This is a genomic window from Bacillus sp. JZ109 (genome assembly GCF_053903135.1).
On record NZ_CP096388.1, the window covers coordinates 3,956,565 to 3,976,104 of the forward strand.

The 19,540-nt window shown below is 42.1% G+C and carries 34 protein-coding genes and 1 pseudogene; all 35 read right to left on the reverse strand.

Features of this window, described 5'->3' with window-relative positions; all coding sequences use genetic code 11:
* Positions 1-36: 36 nt before the first annotated feature.
* The 35 genes and pseudogenes from rpsK to M1D94_RS20975 all read right to left on the reverse strand — a co-directional run bounded on the left by rpsK (position 37) and on the right by M1D94_RS20975 (position 19,450).
* Positions 37-432: a 30S ribosomal protein S11 gene (gene rpsK / locus M1D94_RS20805; protein WP_009966385.1), complete on the reverse strand. Its 396-nt coding sequence runs from the start codon at positions 430-432 to the stop codon at positions 37-39.
* Between the two features lie 20 nt (positions 433-452).
* A complete protein-coding gene (gene rpsM / locus M1D94_RS20810) occupies positions 453-818 on the reverse strand; it encodes a 30S ribosomal protein S13 (protein ID WP_003235095.1) in 366 nt (121 codons plus the stop codon).
* Positions 819-840: 22 nt separating this feature from the next.
* On the reverse strand, positions 841-954 hold the full coding sequence (gene rpmJ, locus M1D94_RS20815) for a 50S ribosomal protein L36 (RefSeq protein WP_003156543.1): 114 nt from the start codon (positions 952-954) through the stop codon (positions 841-843).
* A 33-nt stretch (positions 955-987) separates the two neighbouring features.
* Positions 988-1,206, reverse strand: coding sequence for a translation initiation factor IF-1 (infA, locus tag M1D94_RS20820; RefSeq protein WP_003156508.1), 219 nt, complete (start codon positions 1,204-1,206; stop codon positions 988-990).
* Positions 1,184-1,452: pseudogene (locus M1D94_RS20825) on the reverse strand (ribosome-binding protein ybzG). Before M1D94_RS20825 ends, infA begins: the two are co-directional and overlap by 23 nt.
* A 65-nt stretch (positions 1,453-1,517) precedes the next feature.
* Positions 1,518-2,264: a type I methionyl aminopeptidase gene (map, locus tag M1D94_RS20830; RefSeq protein ID WP_003225828.1), complete on the reverse strand. Its 747-nt coding sequence runs from the start codon at positions 2,262-2,264 to the stop codon at positions 1,518-1,520.
* On the reverse strand, positions 2,261-2,914 hold the full coding sequence (locus M1D94_RS20835) for an adenylate kinase (protein WP_003241987.1): 654 nt from the start codon (positions 2,912-2,914) through the stop codon (positions 2,261-2,263). Before M1D94_RS20835 ends, map begins: the two co-directional genes overlap by 4 nt.
* Positions 2,915-2,968: 54 nt before the next feature.
* A complete protein-coding gene (gene secY, locus M1D94_RS20840) occupies positions 2,969-4,264 on the reverse strand; it encodes a preprotein translocase subunit SecY (protein WP_004399662.1) in 1,296 nt (431 codons plus the stop codon).
* A 1-nt stretch (position 4,265) separates the two neighbouring features.
* On the reverse strand, positions 4,266-4,706 hold the full coding sequence (gene rplO / locus M1D94_RS20845; RefSeq protein WP_003225819.1) for a 50S ribosomal protein L15: 441 nt from the start codon (positions 4,704-4,706) through the stop codon (positions 4,266-4,268).
* Between the two features lie 30 nt (positions 4,707-4,736).
* Complete coding sequence (gene rpmD / locus M1D94_RS20850) at positions 4,737-4,916, reverse strand: 50S ribosomal protein L30 (protein ID WP_003156497.1); 180 nt, start codon at positions 4,914-4,916, stop codon at positions 4,737-4,739.
* Between the two features lie 13 nt (positions 4,917-4,929).
* Positions 4,930-5,430: a 30S ribosomal protein S5 gene (gene rpsE / locus M1D94_RS20855; protein WP_003328273.1), complete on the reverse strand. Its 501-nt coding sequence runs from the start codon at positions 5,428-5,430 to the stop codon at positions 4,930-4,932.
* A gap of 24 nt (positions 5,431-5,454) precedes the next feature.
* Positions 5,455-5,817 (reverse strand): 50S ribosomal protein L18, encoded by a 363-nt coding sequence (gene rplR, locus M1D94_RS20860; RefSeq protein ID WP_003225816.1) that lies wholly within the window; start codon positions 5,815-5,817, stop codon positions 5,455-5,457.
* A gap of 32 nt (positions 5,818-5,849) precedes the next feature.
* A complete protein-coding gene (gene rplF, locus M1D94_RS20865; RefSeq protein ID WP_004399690.1) occupies positions 5,850-6,389 on the reverse strand; it encodes a 50S ribosomal protein L6 in 540 nt (179 codons plus the stop codon).
* Positions 6,390-6,418: 29 nt separating this feature from the next.
* Positions 6,419-6,817 carry a 30S ribosomal protein S8 gene (gene rpsH / locus M1D94_RS20870; RefSeq protein WP_003241998.1) on the reverse strand — a complete coding sequence of 133 codons (399 nt, stop codon included), beginning with the start codon at positions 6,815-6,817 and terminating at the stop codon, positions 6,419-6,421.
* Positions 6,818-6,848: 31 nt separating this feature from the next.
* Complete coding sequence (rpsN, locus tag M1D94_RS20875) at positions 6,849-7,034, reverse strand: 30S ribosomal protein S14 (RefSeq protein ID WP_003156488.1); 186 nt, start codon at positions 7,032-7,034, stop codon at positions 6,849-6,851.
* A gap of 22 nt (positions 7,035-7,056) precedes the next feature.
* Positions 7,057-7,596 carry a 50S ribosomal protein L5 gene (gene rplE / locus M1D94_RS20880; protein ID WP_003225809.1) on the reverse strand — a complete coding sequence of 180 codons (540 nt, stop codon included), beginning with the start codon at positions 7,594-7,596 and terminating at the stop codon, positions 7,057-7,059.
* Positions 7,597-7,622: 26 nt separating this feature from the next.
* Entirely contained in the window at positions 7,623-7,934 is a 312-nt protein-coding gene (rplX, locus tag M1D94_RS20885) for a 50S ribosomal protein L24 (RefSeq protein WP_003156486.1), read from the reverse strand.
* Positions 7,935-7,970: 36 nt separating this feature from the next.
* Complete coding sequence (rplN, locus tag M1D94_RS20890; RefSeq protein WP_003225805.1) at positions 7,971-8,339, reverse strand: 50S ribosomal protein L14; 369 nt, start codon at positions 8,337-8,339, stop codon at positions 7,971-7,973.
* A 40-nt stretch (positions 8,340-8,379) separates the two neighbouring features.
* Complete coding sequence (gene rpsQ / locus M1D94_RS20895) at positions 8,380-8,643, reverse strand: 30S ribosomal protein S17 (protein ID WP_003225804.1); 264 nt, start codon at positions 8,641-8,643, stop codon at positions 8,380-8,382.
* Positions 8,644-8,665: 22 nt separating this feature from the next.
* Complete coding sequence (gene rpmC, locus M1D94_RS20900) at positions 8,666-8,866, reverse strand: 50S ribosomal protein L29 (protein WP_003156482.1); 201 nt, start codon at positions 8,864-8,866, stop codon at positions 8,666-8,668.
* The gene (rplP, locus tag M1D94_RS20905; RefSeq protein WP_003225801.1) at positions 8,856-9,290 is read right to left on the reverse strand and encodes a 50S ribosomal protein L16; all 435 of its coding nucleotides are present in this window, start codon (positions 9,288-9,290) and stop codon (positions 8,856-8,858) included. Before rplP ends, rpmC begins: the two co-directional genes overlap by 11 nt.
* Position 9,291: 1 nt before the next feature.
* Entirely contained in the window at positions 9,292-9,948 is a 657-nt protein-coding gene (gene rpsC, locus M1D94_RS20910) for a 30S ribosomal protein S3 (RefSeq protein ID WP_003235068.1), read from the reverse strand.
* A 3-nt stretch (positions 9,949-9,951) separates the two neighbouring features.
* Positions 9,952-10,293 (reverse strand): 50S ribosomal protein L22, encoded by a 342-nt coding sequence (rplV, locus tag M1D94_RS20915; RefSeq protein ID WP_003156475.1) that lies wholly within the window; start codon positions 10,291-10,293, stop codon positions 9,952-9,954.
* Positions 10,294-10,309: 16 nt separating this feature from the next.
* Positions 10,310-10,588 (reverse strand): 30S ribosomal protein S19, encoded by a 279-nt coding sequence (gene rpsS / locus M1D94_RS20920; protein ID WP_003156472.1) that lies wholly within the window; start codon positions 10,586-10,588, stop codon positions 10,310-10,312.
* A 57-nt stretch (positions 10,589-10,645) separates the two neighbouring features.
* On the reverse strand, positions 10,646-11,479 hold the full coding sequence (gene rplB / locus M1D94_RS20925) for a 50S ribosomal protein L2 (RefSeq protein WP_003225795.1): 834 nt from the start codon (positions 11,477-11,479) through the stop codon (positions 10,646-10,648).
* A 31-nt stretch (positions 11,480-11,510) separates the two neighbouring features.
* Positions 11,511-11,798, reverse strand: a complete 288-nt coding sequence (gene rplW / locus M1D94_RS20930) for a 50S ribosomal protein L23 (RefSeq protein ID WP_003156467.1) — start codon at positions 11,796-11,798, stop codon at positions 11,511-11,513.
* Positions 11,798-12,421 carry a 50S ribosomal protein L4 gene (gene rplD, locus M1D94_RS20935; protein ID WP_003225792.1) on the reverse strand — a complete coding sequence of 208 codons (624 nt, stop codon included), beginning with the start codon at positions 12,419-12,421 and terminating at the stop codon, positions 11,798-11,800. Before rplD ends, rplW begins: the two co-directional genes overlap by 1 nt.
* Before the next feature lie 27 nt (positions 12,422-12,448).
* On the reverse strand, positions 12,449-13,078 hold the full coding sequence (gene rplC, locus M1D94_RS20940) for a 50S ribosomal protein L3 (RefSeq protein WP_004399671.1): 630 nt from the start codon (positions 13,076-13,078) through the stop codon (positions 12,449-12,451).
* Positions 13,079-13,117: 39 nt separating this feature from the next.
* Positions 13,118-13,426 (reverse strand): 30S ribosomal protein S10, encoded by a 309-nt coding sequence (rpsJ, locus tag M1D94_RS20945; RefSeq protein WP_003156464.1) that lies wholly within the window; start codon positions 13,424-13,426, stop codon positions 13,118-13,120.
* Between the two features lie 236 nt (positions 13,427-13,662).
* Positions 13,663-14,619 carry an alpha/beta fold hydrolase gene (locus M1D94_RS20950; RefSeq protein ID WP_041850241.1) on the reverse strand — a complete coding sequence of 319 codons (957 nt, stop codon included), beginning with the start codon at positions 14,617-14,619 and terminating at the stop codon, positions 13,663-13,665.
* A 98-nt stretch (positions 14,620-14,717) separates the two neighbouring features.
* Positions 14,718-15,908, reverse strand: a complete 1,191-nt coding sequence (gene tuf / locus M1D94_RS20955; protein ID WP_003235058.1) for an elongation factor Tu — start codon at positions 15,906-15,908, stop codon at positions 14,718-14,720.
* A 119-nt stretch (positions 15,909-16,027) separates the two neighbouring features.
* Positions 16,028-18,106 carry an elongation factor G gene (gene fusA / locus M1D94_RS20960; RefSeq protein ID WP_003235056.1) on the reverse strand — a complete coding sequence of 693 codons (2,079 nt, stop codon included), beginning with the start codon at positions 18,104-18,106 and terminating at the stop codon, positions 16,028-16,030.
* Positions 18,107-18,159: 53 nt separating this feature from the next.
* Complete coding sequence (rpsG, locus tag M1D94_RS20965) at positions 18,160-18,630, reverse strand: 30S ribosomal protein S7 (protein ID WP_003225784.1); 471 nt, start codon at positions 18,628-18,630, stop codon at positions 18,160-18,162.
* Between the two features lie 41 nt (positions 18,631-18,671).
* Positions 18,672-19,088, reverse strand: coding sequence for a 30S ribosomal protein S12 (rpsL, locus tag M1D94_RS20970; protein WP_003225781.1), 417 nt, complete (start codon positions 19,086-19,088; stop codon positions 18,672-18,674).
* A gap of 113 nt (positions 19,089-19,201) precedes the next feature.
* Positions 19,202-19,450 carry a 50S ribosomal protein L7ae-like protein gene (locus M1D94_RS20975; protein WP_003225778.1) on the reverse strand — a complete coding sequence of 83 codons (249 nt, stop codon included), beginning with the start codon at positions 19,448-19,450 and terminating at the stop codon, positions 19,202-19,204.
* Positions 19,451-19,540: the final 90 nt, after the last annotated feature.

Below are 19,540 nucleotides of genomic sequence, written 5' to 3' on the forward strand. Positions count from 1 at the left end.
CATTATTGACAGGGACACAAAATCTATACAAACAAATTACACGCGGCGACGTTTTGGTGGACGGCATCCGTTATGAGGAACAGGAGTTACGTCTCTGATAGCAGTGACTTCTAGTCCAGCAGCTTGAAGTGCACGGATTGCAGCTTCACGGCCTGAACCAGGTCCTTTAACAGTAACCTCTAGAGTTTTAAGACCATGTTCGATTGAACCTTTAGCAGCTGTTTCTGCAGCCATTTGCGCAGCAAAAGGAGTAGATTTACGAGAACCTCTGAATCCTAAAGCTCCGGCACTAGACCAAGAAATAGCATTACCATGAGTGTCAGTGATCGTAACGATCGTGTTATTGAAAGTTGAACGAATATGAGCAATTCCAGACTCAATATTCTTTTTCACGCGACGTTTACGCGTGTTAGATTTACGAGCAGCAGCCATTGTTTAAGAACCTCCCTTACTTATTTTTTCTTGTTAGCTACAGTACGACGCGGACCTTTACGAGTACGCGCATTGTTTTTAGAGTTTTGTCCGCGAACAGGTAATCCTCTGCGATGACGGATTCCGCGGTAGCTTCCGATTTCGATCAGACGTTTGATATTAAGAGAAACTTCACGGCGAAGGTCACCTTCTACTTTCAGTTTGTCAATAATATCACGGATTTTACCAAGTTCTTCTTCAGTAAGATCGCGCACACGAGTATCTTCTGAAACTCCAGCTTCTTTTAAAACTTGCTGAGCCGTTGTGCGGCCAATTCCGAAGATGTATGTTAAAGAAATAACAACACGTTTGTCACGTGGGATATCTACACCAGCAATACGAGCCATTCTCTGGGCACCTCCTTATAAATTATCCTTGTTTTTGTTTATGCTTTGGATTTTCACAGATCACCATTACTTTTCCTTTTCTGCGAATAACTTTACATTTTTCGCAGATTGGTTTAACTGATGGTCTCACTTTCATGTGTTTCCAACCTCCTTCAGTTTCCGGAGTGCTTTATTTGTAACGGTACGTAATCCTGCCACGAGTTAAGTCATATGGAGATAATTCTACCGTAACTTTGTCTCCAGGTAAAATGCGAATGAAGTGCATGCGGATTTTACCAGATACATGAGCCAAAACAGTGTGGCCATTTTCAAGTTCAACTTTGAACATCGCGTTTGGCAGTGTTTCGACTATAGTACCTTCCACTTCAATTACATCGTCTTTCGCCATTCAAGTGTTCTCCCTTCTTCAAATCAGTAACTTGCTTTCTGACAAATTTCAAAAGAAGTTTGTCACACGCCCTGTTTCGTTTATACTGTTCTGAACTTCCGGAGATACGCAATCATAAAGGGTTAAATGATTGATATTCTTTTTCTTAGGAGAATGAAATGTACGCTTTTCTCCGTCTGCTGTTAGTACATTGATGATGGTTAAAATTCCAACGACAAGCAGCAAGATGAATTCGGTCTTGCCAATGTTCACCCAAGCTTTCTGCCCTATCAAGCTTGAAAAACATCTGTCTTCGGAATTATTTTCATCATCTAGACTCTCGTCAGTATATCAAAACCCGTTTCCGTAATCGCAATCGTATGTTCAAAATGAGCACACTTTTTCCCATCTACCGTTACAACCGTCCAGTTATCAGCCAATGTTTTCACGTAGCGGCTGCCAGCGTTCACCATAGGTTCAATAGCGAGAACCATGCCAGGTTTAAGCCGTGGTCCTTTGTTGGGCGGACCGTAATGAGGAATTTGCGGGTCCTCATGCAAGTCTTGACCAACACCATGTCCGACATACTCCCTAACAACTGAAAACTGCTCATTTTCGACATACGTTTGTATTGCGTGGGAAATATTCGACAAACGTTCACCTGGTTTTGCTTCCTGCAAGCCTTTATATAAAGACTCCTCTGTCACTTCCAGAAGTTTTTTGTCATCATCGCTGATGTTTCCTACCGGATATGTCCATGCAGAGTCACCATGATAACCATTTAATTTAGCACCGATATCAATACTGATGATGTCACCGTCCTTCAGCACCCTGCTGCCAGGTATGCCGTGAACGAGTTCTTCATTAACTGATACGCAAATGCTCCCGCGAAACCCATTATACCCCTTAAAAGATGGGATTGCACCCTGCTTCTTAATAAAACGTTCGGCAATTTGATCCAATTCTTTTGTCGAGATTCCTGGTTTAATATGCTTTTTTAACTCTTCATGAGTTAAAGCCACGATTCGCCCTGCTTCCCGCATGATACCAAGTTCACGTGGGGTTTTACAGATAATCATTTTTTTAATCCTCCAAGAAGATCCTTCACATCTGCATAAACGTCTTGAATGTCCTGCTGGCCATTCACGTTTGCAAGATAACCTTTCTCTGAATAGAAATCGAGTAAAGGCTGAGTTTGCTTCATGTTTACCTCAAGCCGTTTAGAGACTGTTTCCTCATTATCATCTGCCCGTTGATAGAGTTCGCCTCCGTCTTTATCACAAATACCCGGCGTTTTCGGCGGATTAAAGACTAAATGATAGGTTGTGCCGCAAACACTGCAAATTCTGCGTCCAGTCAGACGTTCCATAAGAGCGTCTTTGTCGACTTCAATGTTAATGACATAATCAATCGGCTTGCCGTATTCCTCAAGAATTTCTTCAAGAGCTTCGGCTTGAGCGACTGTTCGCGGAAATCCGTCCAGAAGAAAACCTCTTTCACAATCATCTTTGCCAAGTCTCTCTTTTACAATTCCGATTGTGACTTCGTCAGGTACGAGCTCTCCCTTATCAATATAAGATTTTGCTTCGAGTCCGAGTGGTGTTTCTTCTTTCATAGCAGCACGGAACATATCTCCTGTTGAGATATGAGGAATCCCATAATCCTCAACAATTCGTTCGCCCTGTGTGCCTTTACCGGCACCAGGAAGCCCCATTAAGACTAAGTTCATTCGGATTTCCCCCGTCCTCTCTTTATTAAGAGGGAATGGATAAATCCATTTCCTCTAGTTTTTCATAAATCCACGGTAGTTTCGTTTCACCAACTGGCTTTCTAGTTGTTTCATTGTCTCCAAGGCTACCCCGACAACAATTAACAAAGAAGTTCCGCCAATTTGTGCACTTTGAGGCAATCCAGCGAATTGAATGAAAAAGATAGGAAGAATGGAAATCACGGCTAAGAATATAGAACCCACAAACGTAAGTCGATACAAAATGCTCGTAATTCTATCTTGAGTCATTTTCCCTGGACGAACCCCCGGGATATAGCCACCCTGTTTTTTAAGGTTATCAGCCATTTGTTCAGGGTTTACCTGTACAAAAGCATAAAAGTACGTAAAGGCAATAATCAACGCAACATATATCGCCATACCCACCGGATGCGTATTATCAAAGTTGTTTTGAATCCACTTTGTCACATCGTTTGTTCCAAAGAATGACGCGATCGTCCGCGGCGTTATCAAAAACGCAACCGCAAAGATTACCGGAATAACCCCTGCAGGATTCACTTTCAATGGAAGGTGTGTAGACTGACCTCCGCCAGCAGGTGAACGACCTGTGCCTTTAGCATATTGAATCGCAATTTTCCGTACGGCTTGCTGAATGAAAATAACTCCAACAATAACTGCTAAAATCGCAATCACAAGAAGTGCGACTTTCACAATATGAATAAACAACTGATCGTTGCTGCCGACAAATTGAGTCTCATATATTTGCCCAATTGTTTTTGGAATACTAGACACAATCCCCGCGAAGATAATGATCGATATTCCGTTGCCTACTCCATGAGAAGTAATTTGTTCCCCAAGCCACATTAAAAAGGCAGTTCCGCCAGTGAGCACTAAAGCAATGATAAGATATGTCGATACACCGGATTTTTCGATCAGCATACCGTTTGCCAGATTGTTAAACCCATATGACATACCTAATGCTTGGATGAAACCAAGCACAATCGTAAAGTACCTTGTGAACTGAGCTAATTTACGGCGGCCAACTTCACCTTGCTTAGACCACTCGGTAAACTTCGGTACAACATCCATCTGAAGCAGCTGAATGATGATCGAAGCCGTGATATAAGGAGTAATCCCCATTGCGAAAATGGAAAATTGGTAAAGCGCACCGCCGCCAAATGTATTAAGGAGATCAAAAACACCCATTTGAGACTGCGCCTGTAACGCTTCAGCGTTAACGTAAGGCACAGGAATAAACGCACCTATGCGAAAGACGATAAGCATGAGTAAAGTGAATATGATTTTATTCCTGATATCACTCACACGCATAAAGTTGGAGATTGTTTTAAACAAGTTAGATCACCTCAGCTGTACCGCCAGCAGCTTCAACAGCTTCTTTCGCAGAAGCAGAGAATTTATTGGCTTTTACAGTTAATTTTTTCTCTAATTTACCGTTGCCAAGAATCTTTACTCCTGCATTAAGTTTGCTAATAACACCAGTCTCTAGAAGAAGTTCAGGAGTGACTTCCGTTCCTTCTGCAAAACCGTTCAATTTGTCTAGGTTGACTACAGCGTATTCCTTGCGGTTGATGTTAGTGAAACCGCGTTTAGGAAGACGTTGGAATAAAGGCATTTGTCCCCCCTCGAATCCAGGGCGTACACCGCCGCCAGAACGAGCGTTTTGACCTTTGTGACCTTTACCAGCTGTTTTACCGTTGCCAGAACCAATACCACGACCTACGCGATTACGCGTTTTGCGTGAACCTTCTGAAGGTTTTAATTCATGAAGTTTCATTAGGACACCTCCTTATCCGATCAAATATTTTTATTGTTCTTTAACAGAAACTAAATGAGATACTTTATTAATCATACCACGGATCGCAGCGTTGTCTTCATGAACAACAGTTTGGTTTGTTTTCTTTAAACCAAGTGTTCTTACAGTAACGCGTTGGTCTTCCGGGCGACCGATTACACTTCGTTTGAGGGTAATTTCTAATTTAGCCATTAATGTTCCCTCCTTATCCTAACAGTTCTTCTACAGATTTTCCACGAAGCTTCGCAACGTCTTCAGCACGTTTAAGTTCACTTAAACCTTGAAGTGTTGCACGAATCATGTTGATCGGTGTGTTAGAACCTAAAGACTTAGAAAGGATATCAGCTACACCAGCTAGCTCAAGTACCGCACGTACAGGGCCTCCAGCGATAACTCCAGTACCTTCAGAAGCAGGTTTTAACAAGATGTTACCTGCACCGAAACGTCCGATGATTTCGTGTGGAATTGTAGTTCCAACCATTGGTACTTCAATCAAATTCTTTTTCGCATCTTCAACAGCTTTGCGGATCGCTTCTGGTACTTCTTGTGCTTTACCAGTACCGAATCCTACGTGTCCGTTTTTGTCACCGACAACGACTAGAGCTGCGAAGCGGAAACGACGACCACCTTTAACAACTTTCGCTACGCGGTTAACCGTAACTAAGCGTTCTTCTAACTCTAATTTGCTTGGGTCAATACGACGCATAATCATGTGTCCCTCCTTCTTTTATTAAAATTTAAGTCCAGCTTCACGAGCGGCATCAGCCAAAGCTTTTACACGTCCATGGTATAAGTATCCGCCACGGTCAAATACTACGTCAGAAATGCCTTTTTCAGCAGCGCGTTTTGCAACTAATTCTCCAACTTTAGTAGCAGCAGAAGTATCTCCAGTGCTTTCAACGTTCAAGTCTTTATCGAGAGTAGATGCACTAGCAAGTGTTACACCATTTACATCATCGATGATTTGAGCGTAAATGTGCTTGTTAGAACGGAAAACGTTCAGGCGCGGTCTTTCAGCAGTACCGGAAAGTTTAGCGCGAACACGAGCGTGTCTTTTAAGACGAGCAGCATTTTTGCTAGTTTTCGTAATCATCTAGGTCACTCCTTTCTTCACTTTAAGCGATCTTACTTAGCAGATTTACCTTCTTTACGGCGAACAACTTCACCTTCGTAGCGGATTCCTTTACCTTTGTAAGGCTCTGGAGAACGTACAGCGCGGATGTTAGCAGCAATAGCTCCTACGCGTTCTTTGTCTGTACCTTTTACAACTACTTTTGTTTGAGAAGGAACTTCGATTTCGATGCCTTCTTCAGGAACGATCTCAACAGGATGAGAGTATCCAACGTTTAAAACAAGTTTATTTCCGGATTTAGAAGCACGGTAACCGACACCGACTAATTCCAAACCTCTTTCAAATCCTTTAGATACACCTTCAACCATGTTGCCAAGCAGACTGCGAGTCGTACCATGCAGGGCACGGTGCTCTTTTTGATCAGAAGGACGAGCGACTGTAAGCACATTGTCCTCTACTTTAATCTCCATATCAGGGTGAAACGTACGAGTTAATTCTCCTTTTGGTCCTTTCACAGCTACAGTGTTGTTATCATTTAACGTTACTGTAACATCAGAAGGAATCTCAAGTAGCTTCTTACCTACACGAGACATACCAAACACCTCCATTCATGTTAAACTTCTTACCAAACGTATGCTAGAACTTCTCCACCAGCTTGTTTTGCACGGGCTTCTTTGTCCGTTAAAACACCTTGTGATGTAGAAATAATCGCGATTCCAAGACCGTTAAGTACGCGAGGTACTTCATTAGATTTAGCATAAACACGCAAACCAGGCTTGCTGATTCTTTTAAGACCAGTGATAACGCGCTCGTTGTTTTGTCCGTATTTCAAGAAAACGCGGATGATACCTTGTTTGCTGTCTTCTACGAACTCAACGTCACGAATGAAACCTTCACGCTTTAAAATTTCAGCAATTTCTCTTTTCAATTTAGAAGCAGGAATTTCAAGCTTCTCATGACGTACCATGTTTGCATTGCGAATACGAGTTAGCATATCTGCAATTGGATCTGTCATAACCATTATATAATTACCTCCTTCCCTTTCTTGGGGATTACCAGCTGGCTTTTTTCACGCCAGGAATTTGTCCTTTATATGCAAGCTCACGGAAACAAATACGGCAAAGTTTAAATTTACGAATGACTGAATGCGGACGTCCGCAGCGTTCACAGCGTGTGTACTCTTGTACTTTAAACTTTGGTGTACGTTGTTGTTTCGCAATCATAGACTTTTTAGCCACGATTTCGCCTCCCTTTCATTGATTATTTCTGGAACGGCATACCTACTTGAGTTAATAGCTCACGAGCTTCTTCGTCAGTATTAGCAGTTGTTACGATAACGATGTCCATTCCGCGAACCTTTGTTACTTTATCGTAGTCAATTTCAGGGAAGATTAACTGTTCTTTGATACCAAGTGTGTAGTTACCGCGACCGTCGAAAGATTTTTTAGAAACCCCGCGGAAGTCACGTACACGTGGTAAAGATACAGAAATAAGTTTATCAAGGAAATCATACATGCGCTCTCCGCGAAGAGTTACTTTCGCACCGATAGGCATTCCCTCACGAAGACGGAATCCAGCAATTGATTTCTTCGCACGAGTAACGACAGGTTTTTGACCTGCGATAAACGTTAATTCTTCAACAGCACTGTCGATTGCTTTGGCGTTTTGAACAGCGTCACCAACACCCATGTTGATTACGATTTTTTCGATTTTAGGCACTTGCATGACTGAATCATAGTTGAACTTAGTCATTAAAGCAGGTGCAATTTCTTTATTGTACTTTTCTTTAAGGCGGTTCATGAGATAGACCTCCCTTCCTTTTAATACTATTTATCTAGAACTTGCCCAGATTTTTTTGCTACACGAACTTTTTTGCCATCTTCCACTTTGTATCCTACGCGAGTCACTTCACCTGTTTTAGGATCGAGCGGCATAACGTTTGATACATGAATTGGCGCCTCTTGATTAGAAATACCGCCTTGAGGGTTAGCTTGAGTTGGTTTAGAGTGTTTCTTTACCATGTTAACACCTTCAACTAAAACGCGGTCCTTTTTAGGGAAAGCAGCAAGGATTGTTCCTTGTTTGCCTTTATCTTTACCAGAGATAACCATAACTTTATCGCCTTTTTTTACATGCATCCTGATCGCACCTCCTTGAGTAAGGCATTTATTTCATTAGATAACTTCTGGAGCTAGAGAAACAATTTTCATAAAGTTGTTTTCACGCAATTCACGAGCAACTGGTCCGAAGATACGAGTTCCGCGTGGGCTCTTGTCGTCACGGATGATAACACATGCATTCTCATCGAAGCTGATGTATGAACCGTCACTTCTGCGCGCTCCGCTTTTAGTGCGAACGATAACAGCTTTTACGACTTCACCTTTTTTGACAACGCCTCCTGGTGTTGCTTGTTTAACCGTGCAAACAATTACATCACCAATGTTAGCTGTTTTACGTCCAGAACCACCAAGAACTTTAATAGTAAGTACTTCACGTGCGCCAGAGTTGTCAGCTACTTTTAAACGAGTCTCTTGTTGAATCATTATTTGTTACCTCCCTTCGGAAAAAGAATTCCGAACTTTATTAGATAATAACAGCTTCTTCGACAACTTCAACTAGACGGAAACGCTTAGTTGCAGACAATGGACGAGTTTCCATGATCTTAACGATGTCACCGATTTTAGCTTGATTATTTTCATCATGTGCTTTGAATTTTTTTGAGTATTTTACGCGTTTACCGTAAAGTGTATGTTTTTTGTATGTCTCAACAACAACAGTAATGGTTTTATCCATTTTGTCAGAAACAACACGGCCTTGGTAAACTTTGCGTTGGTTACGTTCGCTCATGCTCACGACCTCCCCTCAGTGATTATTTATTAGCAGCAATTTCTCTTTCACGAATCACAGTTTTCATGCGCGCGATAGCTTTGCGCACTTCACGAATGCGAGCAGTATTTTCAAGTTGTCCTGTCGCTAATTGAAAGCGAAGATTGAAAAGTTCTTCTTTAAGAGACTTTACTTTTTGTTCAATTTCAGCAGTGGTAAGGTCACGAATTTCATTAGCTTTCATTTGATTCACCACCAATTTCTTCACGTTTTACGAACTTCGTTTTAATTGGCAATTTGTGAGATGCAAGACGAAGCGCTTCACGAGCAACCTCTTCAGACACACCAGAAATTTCAAATAAAACTTTGCCCGGTTTTACAACAGCTACCCAACCTTCTGGAGCCCCTTTACCGGATCCCATACGTACCTCAAGTGGTTTAGCAGTGTAAGGTTTAGAAGGGAAAATTTTGATCCAAACTTTACCGCCACGTTTCATGTAACGAGTCATCGCAATACGTGCAGCTTCGATTTGACGGTTAGTAATCCAAGAAGCTTCAAGAGCTTGGATACCGAATTCTCCGAAATGTACTTCAGTACCGCCTTTCGCACGGCCACGCATTTTTCCGCGATGCTCTCTGCGATATTTAACGCGTTTTGGTAATAACATATTATTTTCCTCCTTCCTCATTTTTCTTCTTAGTAGGAAGAACCTCTCCACGATAGATCCAGACTTTTACACCAAGCTTACCGTAAGTAGTATCAGCTTCAGATGTTGCATAGTCAATGTCCGCACGTAATGTGTGCAATGGAACAGTTCCTTCACTGTAGTATTCAGAACGAGCGATATCTGCACCGCCAAGACGACCAGAAACCATTGTTTTCACACCTTGTGCTCCAGCACGCATAGTACGTTGGATTTGTTGTTTCTGCGCACGGCGGAAAGAAACACGGTTTTCTAATTGACGAGCGATGTTGTCAGCAACTAGCTGTGCATCAAGATCTGCTCTTTTGATTTCAAGAATGTTAATGTGTACACGCTTGCCAGTAAGGCTGTTAAGGGCTTTGCGAAGTGCTTCGACTTCAGAACCGCCTTTACCGATAACCATACCAGGCTTAGCTGTGTGGATCGTAATGTTAACGCGGTTTGCTGCACGCTCGATTTCTACTTTAGAAACAGAAGCGTCAGAAAGGCGTTTGCTAATGTATTCACGAATTTTTAAATCTTCGTGCAGGAAGTCAGCGTAATCTTTACCAGCGTACCACTTAGATTCCCAATCACGAATGACTCCGATACGAAGACCGACTGGATTTACCTTTTGACCCACTACTTATCCCTCCTTCTTTTCTGATACAACGATTGTAATGTGGCTCGTACGTTTGTTGATTTGGCTCGCACGTCCCATAGCACGTGGGCGGAATCTTTTTAACGTAGGGCCTTCGTCAACGAATGCTTGAGAAATAACCAGGTTGTTAGCGTCCATTTCATAGTTATGCTCAGCATTTGCAATAGCGGATTTTAATACTTTCTCGATAATTGGAGAAGCAGCTCTTGGTGTAAGGTTCAAGATTGATACTGCCTCACCTACTTGCTTGCCTCGAATCAGGTCCATTACTAGACGTGCTTTACGAGGAGCAATACGGACTGTTCTTGCAACAGCTTTAGCTTGCATTTAAAAGCCTCCTCTCTTAGCGTCTTGTTTTTTTGTCATCACTAGCATGACCTTTGTACGTACGAGTTGGAGCGAATTCACCCAACTTGTGCCCTACCATATCTTCAGAGATGAATACAGGCACGTGTTTACGTCCGTCATAGACTGCGATTGTGTGACCAATAAACTGTGGGAAAATAGTAGAACGACGAGACCAAGTTTTTACGACTTGTTTCTTGTCTGTTTCATTTAATTTCTCGATTTTAGTCATCAAGTGTCCATCGACAAATGGTCCTTTTTTTAAGCTGCGAGCCATTTTGGAACCTCCCTTCGTGATTGCACTACGGTCCGAAAAGAACCGTAGACAACCCCGTTATTTATTTTTACGACGACGTACGATAAATTTATCGGATTTGTTCTTTTTCTTACGAGTCTTGAATCCAAGAGTTGGTTTGCCCCATGGAGACATTGGTGATTTACGTCCGATTGGCGCACGTCCTTCACCACCACCGTGTGGGTGATCGTTAGGGTTCATTACAGAACCACGAACTGTAGGACGGATGCCTTTCCAGCGAGAACGTCCAGCTTTACCAATGTTGATAAGTTCATGCTGTTCGTTACCTACTTGACCGATAGAAGCACGGCAAGCAGAAAGGATCATGCGAACTTCACCAGAGTTAAGACGCACAAGAACGTATTTACCTTCTTTACCAAGAACCTGAGCAGATGTACCAGCTGAACGTACAAGCTGTCCGCCTTTACCAGGTTTTAATTCAATGTTATGCACAACTGTACCAACAGGGATGTTGATAAGTGGAAGTGCATTACCTACTTTAATGTCAGCTTCAGGACCTGACATAATTTCAGTACCTACTTGAATTCCTTTAGGAGCAAGAATGTAACGTTTTTCTCCGTCTGCATAGTTGATTAGAGCGATGTTAGCTGAACGGTTTGGATCGTATTCAACTGTAGCAACGCGTCCAGGTATACCATCTTTATCGCGTTTGAAGTCGATAACACGGTATTGGCGTTTATGTCCGCCACCTTGGTGACGTACAGTCAATTTACCTTGGTTGTTACGTCCGCCTTTTTTGTGAAGGGGAGCAAGCAAGGATTTTTCCGGCTTGTCAGTCGTGATTTCAGCAAAATCTGAAGTTGTCATGCCACGACGTCCATTAGAGGTCGGTTTATACTTTTTAATCGCCATTTTGAATTTCCCTCCTTCTTTTTACAGATAATTAAGCTTCAAAAATTTCGATTTCTTTGCTGTCTGCAGTAAGTTTTACGATCGCTTTTCTGCGACGGCTAGTCATACCAGTGTAGCGTCCAACACGTTTTGATTTGCCTTTGTAGTTCATGATGTTGACTTTGTCAACTTTCACTCCAAAGATGCTTTCAACCGCGTCTTTCACTTCTGTTTTGTTAGCTCTTACATCAACTTCAAAAGTATATTTCTTTTCAGTCATTAAATCAGCAGAACGTTCAGTAATGACGGGGCGCTTTAGAACATCACGAGGATCTTTCATTATGCAAGCACCTCCTCTACTTTTTCAACCGCTGCTTTTGTAATCAGAAGCTTCTCGTGGTTGACAACGTCTAAAACGTTGATTCCGTTAGCTTCAACAACAGTAACTCCAGGAATGTTACGAGCAGATAAAGCTACTGCTTCGTTTGCATCCGCAGTTACGATTAAAGCTTTTTTCTCAACAGATAATCCTTTAAGGATAGCTGCCATTTCTTTTGTTTTAGCCGTATCAAGAGTAAGATCTTCAAGAACGATGATGTTGTTGTCGTTCACTTTAGAAGATAATACTGATTTGATTGCCAAGCGGCGAACTTTTTTAGGTAATTTATAAGAATAGCTGCGTGGTGTTGGGCCGAATACGACACCACCTCCGCGCCATTGCGGTGAACGGATTGAACCTTGACGGGCACGTCCAGTACCTTTTTGACGCCATGGTTTACGACCTCCGCCGCGTACTTCAGAACGATTTTTTACTTTGTGAGTTCCTTGACGTAAGGAAGCTCTTTGCATAAGAATAGCGTCGAATACAACACTCTCATTTGGTTCGATACCAAATACAGAAGCGTTTAATTCGATGTCACCAGCAGTAGAACCGTTTTGGTTGTATAATGCTACTTTTGGCATAATCAATTTCCTCCTTTCCTAAGAGAATTATTTAGATTTAACAGCACTTTTAACAGTGATTAAAGATTTCTTCGCACCAGGTACGTTACCTTTGATCAAAAGAAGATTGCGTTCTGCATCAACTTTTACGATTTCAAGGTTTTGAACAGTGATTTGCTCTCCGCCCATACGTCCAGGTAATAATTTACCTTTGAATACACGGTTAGGATCTACAGGTCCCATTGAACCAGGACGACGGTGGTAGCGTGAACCGTGAGACATAGGTCCGCGAGATTGTCCGTGGCGCTTGATCGCACCTTGGAAACCTTTACCTTTAGATACTCCTGTTACATCTACGATTTCTCCAGCAGAGAAAATTTCAACCTTGACTTCCTGACCAACTTCATACGCATCCATTTCCACTCCGCGTAATTCTTTAACGAAGCGCTTAGGAGCAGTTTCCGCTTTTGCAACGTGCCCTTTTTCAGGTTTGTTAGAAAGCTTTTCACGCTTGTCGTCAAAACCAAGCTGGATTGCTTCATAACCGTCGTTTTCAGCTGTTTTCTTTTGAAGAACAACGTTTGGAGCAGCCTCGATAACAGTTACCGGAATAAGATCACCATTCTCAGCGAATACTTGCGTCATACCAATTTTTCTTCCTAAGATTCCTTTGGTCATTCGTCACACCTCCTATTAAGATCATTCTATATTTTAGAATTAAAGTTTAATTTCGATATCGACACCAGATGGTAAGTCTAATCGCATAAGAGCATCAACAGTTTGTGGTGTTGGGTTCACAATGTCGATTAAACGTTTATGTGTACGCATTTCAAATTGCTCACGAGAATCTTTGTATTTGTGCACCGCACGAAGGATTGTGTAAACTGATTTTTCAGTTGGCAACGGAATCGGACCAGATACGCTGGCACCAGAACGTTTTGCCGTTTCAACAATCTTCTCTGCAGATTGATCAAGGATTCTATGATCATATGCTTTCAAACGAATACGAATTTTTTGTTTTGCCATTATTTTCCCTCCTTTTCGCCTACATCACGTTAGACAGTTCTCCGTGAGAAAAACCTGAACACCTTGCCATGGCAAAGCGGCCGGGTGTGTCAGCAACCTCTCACTTCATCGCAGTCAAAGACCAACATACACCATTATACAGAAAATAGGCGCATGTTGCAAGACTTATTTAAAATATGCATGGTTTGCACACTTTTTTTATTATACAGGGGTTTTTCTTATTTATCAAGGATCTATCATAAATGGTGTCGTGCATGTCGACTTAATGTGTTCGCGAATAATGACGGTTCCTCAATATGCGGGGTGTGAGCTGATTTCTCAAATTGAAACCAGCGCTTTTCGGGTGCCTCAAGTTTATGATAATACTGTTTCGATATTTCAGCAGGAACAATTAAGTCATGTTTCCCTGAAATGAAAACACACGGTACTTTAATAGAAGGAACTGATGTAAAAGCATTAAACTGGTACAACTCATCAGTTAAATGTTTTTTACTGAAGCGCAATCCATTAAGGAAGCTGTGCATGTTCCGCACTCCATACTCATTGCCAGTAAGCATTTGAAATAATACAGCTAGAGATTGACGATGACGGCGAGTGAAGCCTCCCCTGCTTAGCTCGACACAAAACCGATAGATAAGGTGCTGGATATCCTGCTTCCAAGGCGGAGCACCAATGAAACGTGTGAGGAAAGATAATAAGCTGGCTTTTTTTGATTCAGAAATTTCACGAATATGTTGATAAGCAGTTGATTCTTCATCGTGGGGGTTAACAACCTGGCTGATTCCATAATACGCGTAAAATAAATCAGGACACTGCTGCAGCACATGAAGCGCCAGTATTGACCCCCACGAATGACCGGCTAGGTAAAGTTTTGATTTTGAAAAATGAGCTAAAAGCCATTGAGTGACTTGGATTGTATCTTTAATGAAGTGATTTATTGTCATAGAGTGATGCGAAATTCGCTTAGAATAAGAAAGCCCCGATCCTCTCTGATCCCAATGAACTACTGTAAAATACTGTTCCAGCTCTTTTTGATAATGTCTAACATATCCGATTTGCGGCGTTCCCGGCCCGCCATGTAAAAAAAGCAGCAATGGATTTTTCACGTCATCTCCATTAATCATCAGCATTTGCTTTGTATTTCCAATGCTTATTTCTTTCATGATTGCGATTGATTTCTTTTCAGGAATCATAAATATTAACCCCTCGAATATGATAGATCCTATTATACAAGAAAAAGATAAGCAAACAAAAAACGAGACCCGCAGGGGTCTCGTTTAAAATCATACTATTACTCAGTGATTGTAGAAACAACGCCTGAACCAACAGTACGTCCGCCTTCACGAATAGAGAAACGAGTTCCTTCTTCGATAGCGATTGTAGAAATAAGTTCAACGTTCATTTCAGTGTTATCTCCAGGCATAACCATTTCTACGCCTTCTGGGAGATGGATGATACCAGTTACGTCAGTTGTACGGAAGTAGAACTGAGGACGGTAGTTAGAGAAGAATGGAGTATGACGTCCACCCTCTTCTTTAGAAAGAACGTAAACTTCAGCTTTGAATTTGCTGTGTGGAGTGATTGTACCTGGTTTAGCAAGTACTTGACCACGTTGGATTTCTTCACGAGATACACCGCGAAGAAGGGCACCAATGTTGTCACCAGCTTCAGCATAATCAAGAAGCTTACGGAACATTTCAACACCTGTAACAGTTGTTTTCTTGTTCTCTTCTTGAAGACCGATGATTTCAACTTCGTCACCGACTTTAACTTGTCCGCGTTCTACACGGCCAGTAGCAACTGTACCACGACCAGTGATTGAGAATACGTCCTCAACTGGCATCATGAATGGTTTTTCAGTGTCGCGTTCTGGAGTTGGGATGTACTCATCAACCGCATCCATAAGTTCGAAGATTTTAGCTTCCCACTCAGCGTCTCCTTCAAGAGCTTTAAGAGCAGAACCTTTAACAACTGGTACATCATCACCAGGGAAGTCGTATTCGCTAAGAAGATCGCGAACTTCCATTTCAACTAGTTCAAGAAGCTCTTCGTCGTCTACCATGTCGCATTTGTTTAAGAATACAACGATGTATGGTACACCAACGTTTTTAGAAAGAAGGATGTGCTCACGAGTTTGTGGCATTGGGCCATCAGCAGCAGATACTACAAGGATAGCTCCGTCCATTTGAGCAGCACCAGTGATCATGTTTTTAACATAGTCAGCGTGTCCTGGGCAGTCAACGTGTGCATAGTGACGAGTTTCAGTTTCGTACTCAACGTGTGCAGTAGAGATTGTGATACCGCGCTCACGTTCTTCTGGAGCACCATCAATTTGATCGTACGCCATAGCTGTACCTTTACCAGATTTCTTATGAAGTACTGTTGTGATAGCAGCAGTTAAAGTTGTTTTACCATGGTCAACGTGTCCAATTGTACCAATATTGGCATGTGATTTGGAACGGTCGAATTTTTCTTTAGCCATTCTAAAATCCTCCTTAAGAGCTTTTAATTAGTAATGTATAGAGTGATAGGAAGTGAAAGAAAGCTTTCACTTCCTCATCTTACAATAGTAGTTATACTTGAGTTAAGCGGCAAAATCAATTATTCGCCTTTATTTTTTTTGATAATTTCTTCTGCGACGCTCTTCGGCACTTCTTCGTAGTGATCCATGTGCATAGTGAACGTACCGCGACCTTGCGTATTAGAACGAAGTGCAGTAGCGTAACCGAACATTTCAGCAAGAGGAACCATAGCGCGAACAACTTGAGCGTTACCGCGTGCTTCCATACCTTCTACGCGTCCGCGACGTGAAGTGATATCACCCATGATATCTCCCATGTATTCTTCTGGAATAACCACTTCTACTTTCATGATTGGTTCAAGAAGAACTGGGTTACATTTGCTGACTGCATTTTTCAATGCCATAGAAGCAGCAACTTTAAATGCCATTTCGTTTGAGTCAACATCATGGTAAGAACCGTCGAAAAGTTTAGCTTTAATGTCGATAAGCGGGAAGCCTGCTAGTACACCATTTTCAAGTGCATCTTCCAGACCTGCTTGAACAGCTGGGATGTATTCACGAGGAACAACCCCACCGACAATCGCATTTTCAAATTCAAAGCCAGCGCCTTCTTCGTTTGGTTCGAATTCGATCCAAACGTGTCCGAACTGACCGCGTCCACCAGACTGACGTACGAATTTACCTTCAACTTTTGCACCGGTACGGAATGTTTCACGGTACGCAACTTGAGGAGCACCAACGTTGGCTTCTACTTTAAATTCGCGTTTCATACGGTCAACAATGATATCAAGGTGAAGTTCACCCATACCAGAGATGATCGTTTGGCCAGTTTCTGGGTTTGTTTGAGTACGGAATGTAGGATCTTCTTCAGCAAGTTTCGCTAAAGCGATACCCATTTTATCTTGGTCAGCTTTTGATTTAGGCTCAATAGCAACGTCGATAACTGGTTCTGGGAATTCCATTGACTCAAGGATAACAAGATCCTTCTCATCACATAGAGTATCTCCAGTAGTTGTATCTTTTAGACCTACAGCAGCTGCGATATCCCCTGCGTATACAGTAGAGATTTCTTCACGGCTGTTAGCGTGCATTTGAAGAATACGTCCAACACGCTCACGTTTGCCTTTAGTAGAGTTTTTCACGTATGAACCAGAATCAAGTGTTCCAGAGTACACACGGAAGAACGTCAACTTACCAACGTAAGGGTCAGTCATAACTTTAAATGCTAATGCAGAGAATGGCTCTTCGTCAGAAGAATGACGCTCAATCTCTTCATTTGTATCAGGACGTGTACCTTTGATTGCAGCAACGTCAGTTGGTGCAGGAAGGTAGTCAAGAACAGCATCAAGTACTAGTTGAACACCTTTGTTTTTGAAAGCAGAACCAACAAGAACAGGGTAGAATTCAACATTTAATGTACCTTTACGAATTCCTGCTTTTAACTCGTCAATTGTGATTTCTTCACCCTCAAGGTACTTATCCATAAGCTCTTCATCAAGCTCACATACAGCTTCAATAAGGCTGTTGCGAAGCTCTTCAGCTTGCTCTTTGTACTCTTCAGGGATTTCTTTTGCATCAGAACGAGTTCCGAGGTCATCTTCGTAGAAATACGCAACGTTTTCTACAAGGTCAATGATACCTTCGAAGTTATCTTCAGCACCGATCGGCAATTGAATTGCATGAGCGTTTGCTTGAAGACGGTCTCTTAAAGTTCCTACAGAGTAAAGGAAGTCTGCACCGATTTTGTCCATTTTGTTAACAAAAACGATACGCGGTACTCCATAAGTTGTTGCCTGACGCCAAACAGTTTCTGTTTGAGGCTCAACGCCTGATTGCGCGTCAAGTACAGCAACAGCACCATCAAGTACACGAAGAGAACGTTCAACTTCAACTGTGAAGTCTACGTGTCCTGGAGTATCGATGATGTTTACGCGGTATCCTTTCCACTGTGCAGTTGTCGCAGCGGAAGTGATTGTGATACCACGTTCTTGTTCCTGCTCCATCCAGTCCATTTGTGAAGCTCCTTCATGAGTTTCACCAATTTTGTGGATACGACCAGTATAGAACAAGATACGTTCTGTAGTTGTCGTTTTACCGGCATCGATGTGAGCCATGATACCGATATTACGAGTTTTTTCTAAGGAGAACTCTCTTGCCATTGGGTAATTTCTCCTTCCTTATTAGGAAATTGTGTTTTGTTAATCTATAAATCCTACCAGCGATAGTGAGCAAATGCTTTGTTTGCTTCAGCCATCTTATGAGTGTCTTCACGTTTCTTAACAGCAGCACCAGTGTTGTTAGCTGCGTCAAGGATTTCGTTAGCTAAACGCTCTTCCATCGTTTTTTCTCCGCGAAGACGAGCGTAGTTAACTAACCAGCGAAGTCCAAGAGTCGTACGACGTTCAGGACGAACTTCTACAGGAACTTGGTAGTTCGCACCACCTACACGGCGTGCTTTTACTTCAAGTACAGGCATGATGTTTTTCAATGCTTGTTCGAAAACCTCCATTGCATCATTGCCAGTACGTTCTTTAATGATATCGAATGACTTGTATAGGATTGTTTGAGACTTACCTTTTTTACCATCGATCATCATTTTGTTGATTAGACGAGATACAAGCTTAGAGTTGTAAATCGGATCAGGTAAAACATCTCTTTTTGCTACAGGACCTTTACGTGGCATCTGAATATCCTCCCTTCATCAATTATGCGTATTTTCGTATATTATTTTGCTTTAGGTTTTTTCGTACCGTATTTAGAACGGCCTTGTGCACGGTTTTCAACTCCAGCAGTATCAAGCGCACCACGAACGATGTGGTAACGTACCCCTGGTAAGTCTTTTACACGTCCGCCGCGGATAAGTACAACACTGTGCTCTTGTAGGTTGTGACCGATACCAGGAATGTAAGCAGTAACCTCGATTCCGTTAGTCAAACGAACACGAGCATATTTACGAAGTGCTGAGTTCGGTTTTTTCGGTGTCATTGTACCAACACGAGTACATACCCCGCGTTTTTGTGGAGAAGATACGTTAGTGTGCTCTTTTTTAAAGCTGTTGTATCCTTTGTTAAGTGCAGGAGACTTTGAGTTTTCTACTTTACTCACGCGTCCTTTGCGAATTAGCTGATTAATTGTAGGCATGAATTTTTCCTCCCTTCATTACGTTTTATAACCCACATACCCAGGTGGTTCATCAAAAGGCAAAAAACAATGTCTTTACACAAGATGGAATCTTACGCAAAAACAAAAGTACGTTATAAAATAATGGCAACAGCGGCTGCTCCTACCTCAATTCCGCAGGCTTTGCCGAGCTTTTTCATGGATTCAACCATTGAGACAGAGATACCTTGATCTTCAGCAAGTGAAACAACACTTGACGTGAGTATCGGATCTGCGTCTTTTGCAACGACTACTTCCTTTACTGAACCTCGCTTTAGAGCTTTCACTGTTTGCTTCGTACCAATAATAATTGATTTGGCCTGTGATACTTTATCATAAGACATAAACATATCCTCCAAAGTAACAGGTTTATTTCGAGCACCTTGGTTATATTATCATTCTAGGAGACGAATGTCAACAAGGTATGACATTTT

Coding starts and splice junctions, on each gene's coding strand:
- rplB (WP_003225795.1), bottom strand. CDS start 11,479: ATGGCGATTAAAAAGTATAAACCGACCTCTAATGGACGTCGTGGCATG.
- rpsL (WP_003225781.1), bottom strand. CDS start 19,088: ATGCCTACAATTAATCAGCTAATTCGCAAAGGACGCGTGAGTAAAGTA.
- rpmD (WP_003156497.1), bottom strand. CDS start 4,916: ATGGCTAAATTAGAAATTACCCTCAAACGAAGTGTAATCGGTCGCCCG.
- tuf (WP_003235058.1), bottom strand. CDS start 15,908: ATGGCTAAAGAAAAATTCGACCGTTCCAAATCACATGCCAATATTGGT.
- M1D94_RS20835 (WP_003241987.1), bottom strand. CDS start 2,914: ATGAACTTAGTCTTAATGGGGCTTCCTGGTGCCGGTAAAGGCACACAG.
- rplX (WP_003156486.1), bottom strand. CDS start 7,934: ATGCATGTAAAAAAAGGCGATAAAGTTATGGTTATCTCTGGTAAAGAT.
- rpsK (WP_009966385.1), bottom strand. CDS start 432: ATGGCTGCTGCTCGTAAATCTAACACGCGTAAACGTCGCGTGAAAAAG.
- rplO (WP_003225819.1), bottom strand. CDS start 4,706: ATGAAACTTCATGAATTAAAACCTTCAGAAGGTTCACGCAAAACGCGT.
- rplE (WP_003225809.1), bottom strand. CDS start 7,596: ATGAACCGCCTTAAAGAAAAGTACAATAAAGAAATTGCACCTGCTTTA.
- rpsG (WP_003225784.1), bottom strand. CDS start 18,630: ATGCCACGTAAAGGTCCTGTAGCAAAAAGAGATGTTTTACCTGATCCG.
- rplC (WP_004399671.1), bottom strand. CDS start 13,078: ATGACCAAAGGAATCTTAGGAAGAAAAATTGGTATGACGCAAGTATTC.
- M1D94_RS20975 (WP_003225778.1), bottom strand. CDS start 19,450: ATGTCTTATGATAAAGTATCACAGGCCAAATCAATTATTATTGGTACG.
- rpsS (WP_003156472.1), bottom strand. CDS start 10,588: ATGGCTCGCAGCTTAAAAAAAGGACCATTTGTCGATGGACACTTGATG.
- rplW (WP_003156467.1), bottom strand. CDS start 11,798: ATGAAAGATCCTCGTGATGTTCTAAAGCGCCCCGTCATTACTGAACGT.
- rpsQ (WP_003225804.1), bottom strand. CDS start 8,643: ATGAGCGAACGTAACCAACGCAAAGTTTACCAAGGCCGTGTTGTTTCT.
- rplN (WP_003225805.1), bottom strand. CDS start 8,339: ATGATTCAACAAGAGACTCGTTTAAAAGTAGCTGACAACTCTGGCGCA.
- M1D94_RS20950 (WP_041850241.1), bottom strand. CDS start 14,619: ATGATTCCTGAAAAGAAATCAATCGCAATCATGAAAGAAATAAGCATT.
- rplR (WP_003225816.1), bottom strand. CDS start 5,817: ATGATTACGAAAACTAGCAAAAATGCTGCTCGTCTTAAAAGACACGCT.
- map (WP_003225828.1), bottom strand. CDS start 2,264: ATGATTATCTGTAAAACCCCACGTGAACTTGGTATCATGCGGGAAGCA.
- rplF (WP_004399690.1), bottom strand. CDS start 6,389: ATGTCTCGTGTAGGTAAGAAGCTACTTGAGATTCCTTCTGATGTTACA.
- rpsM (WP_003235095.1), bottom strand. CDS start 818: ATGGCTCGTATTGCTGGTGTAGATATCCCACGTGACAAACGTGTTGTT.
- fusA (WP_003235056.1), bottom strand. CDS start 18,106: ATGGCAAGAGAGTTCTCCTTAGAAAAAACTCGTAATATCGGTATCATG.
- infA (WP_003156508.1), bottom strand. CDS start 1,206: ATGGCGAAAGACGATGTAATTGAAGTGGAAGGTACTATAGTCGAAACA.
- rplD (WP_003225792.1), bottom strand. CDS start 12,421: ATGCCAAAAGTAGCATTATACAACCAAAACGGTTCTACTGCTGGTGAC.
- rpsJ (WP_003156464.1), bottom strand. CDS start 13,426: ATGGCAAAACAAAAAATTCGTATTCGTTTGAAAGCATATGATCATAGA.
- rplV (WP_003156475.1), bottom strand. CDS start 10,293: ATGCAAGCTAAAGCTGTTGCAAGAACAGTCCGTATTGCTCCTCGTAAA.
- rpsE (WP_003328273.1), bottom strand. CDS start 5,430: ATGCGTCGTATTGACCCAAGCAAATTAGAGTTAGAAGAACGCTTAGTT.
- rpmJ (WP_003156543.1), bottom strand. CDS start 954: ATGAAAGTGAGACCATCAGTTAAACCAATCTGCGAAAAATGTAAAGTT.
- rpsH (WP_003241998.1), bottom strand. CDS start 6,817: ATGGTTATGACAGATCCAATTGCAGATATGCTAACTCGTATTCGCAAT.
- rpmC (WP_003156482.1), bottom strand. CDS start 8,866: ATGAAAGCTAATGAAATTCGTGACCTTACCACTGCTGAAATTGAACAA.
- rplP (WP_003225801.1), bottom strand. CDS start 9,290: ATGTTATTACCAAAACGCGTTAAATATCGCAGAGAGCATCGCGGAAAA.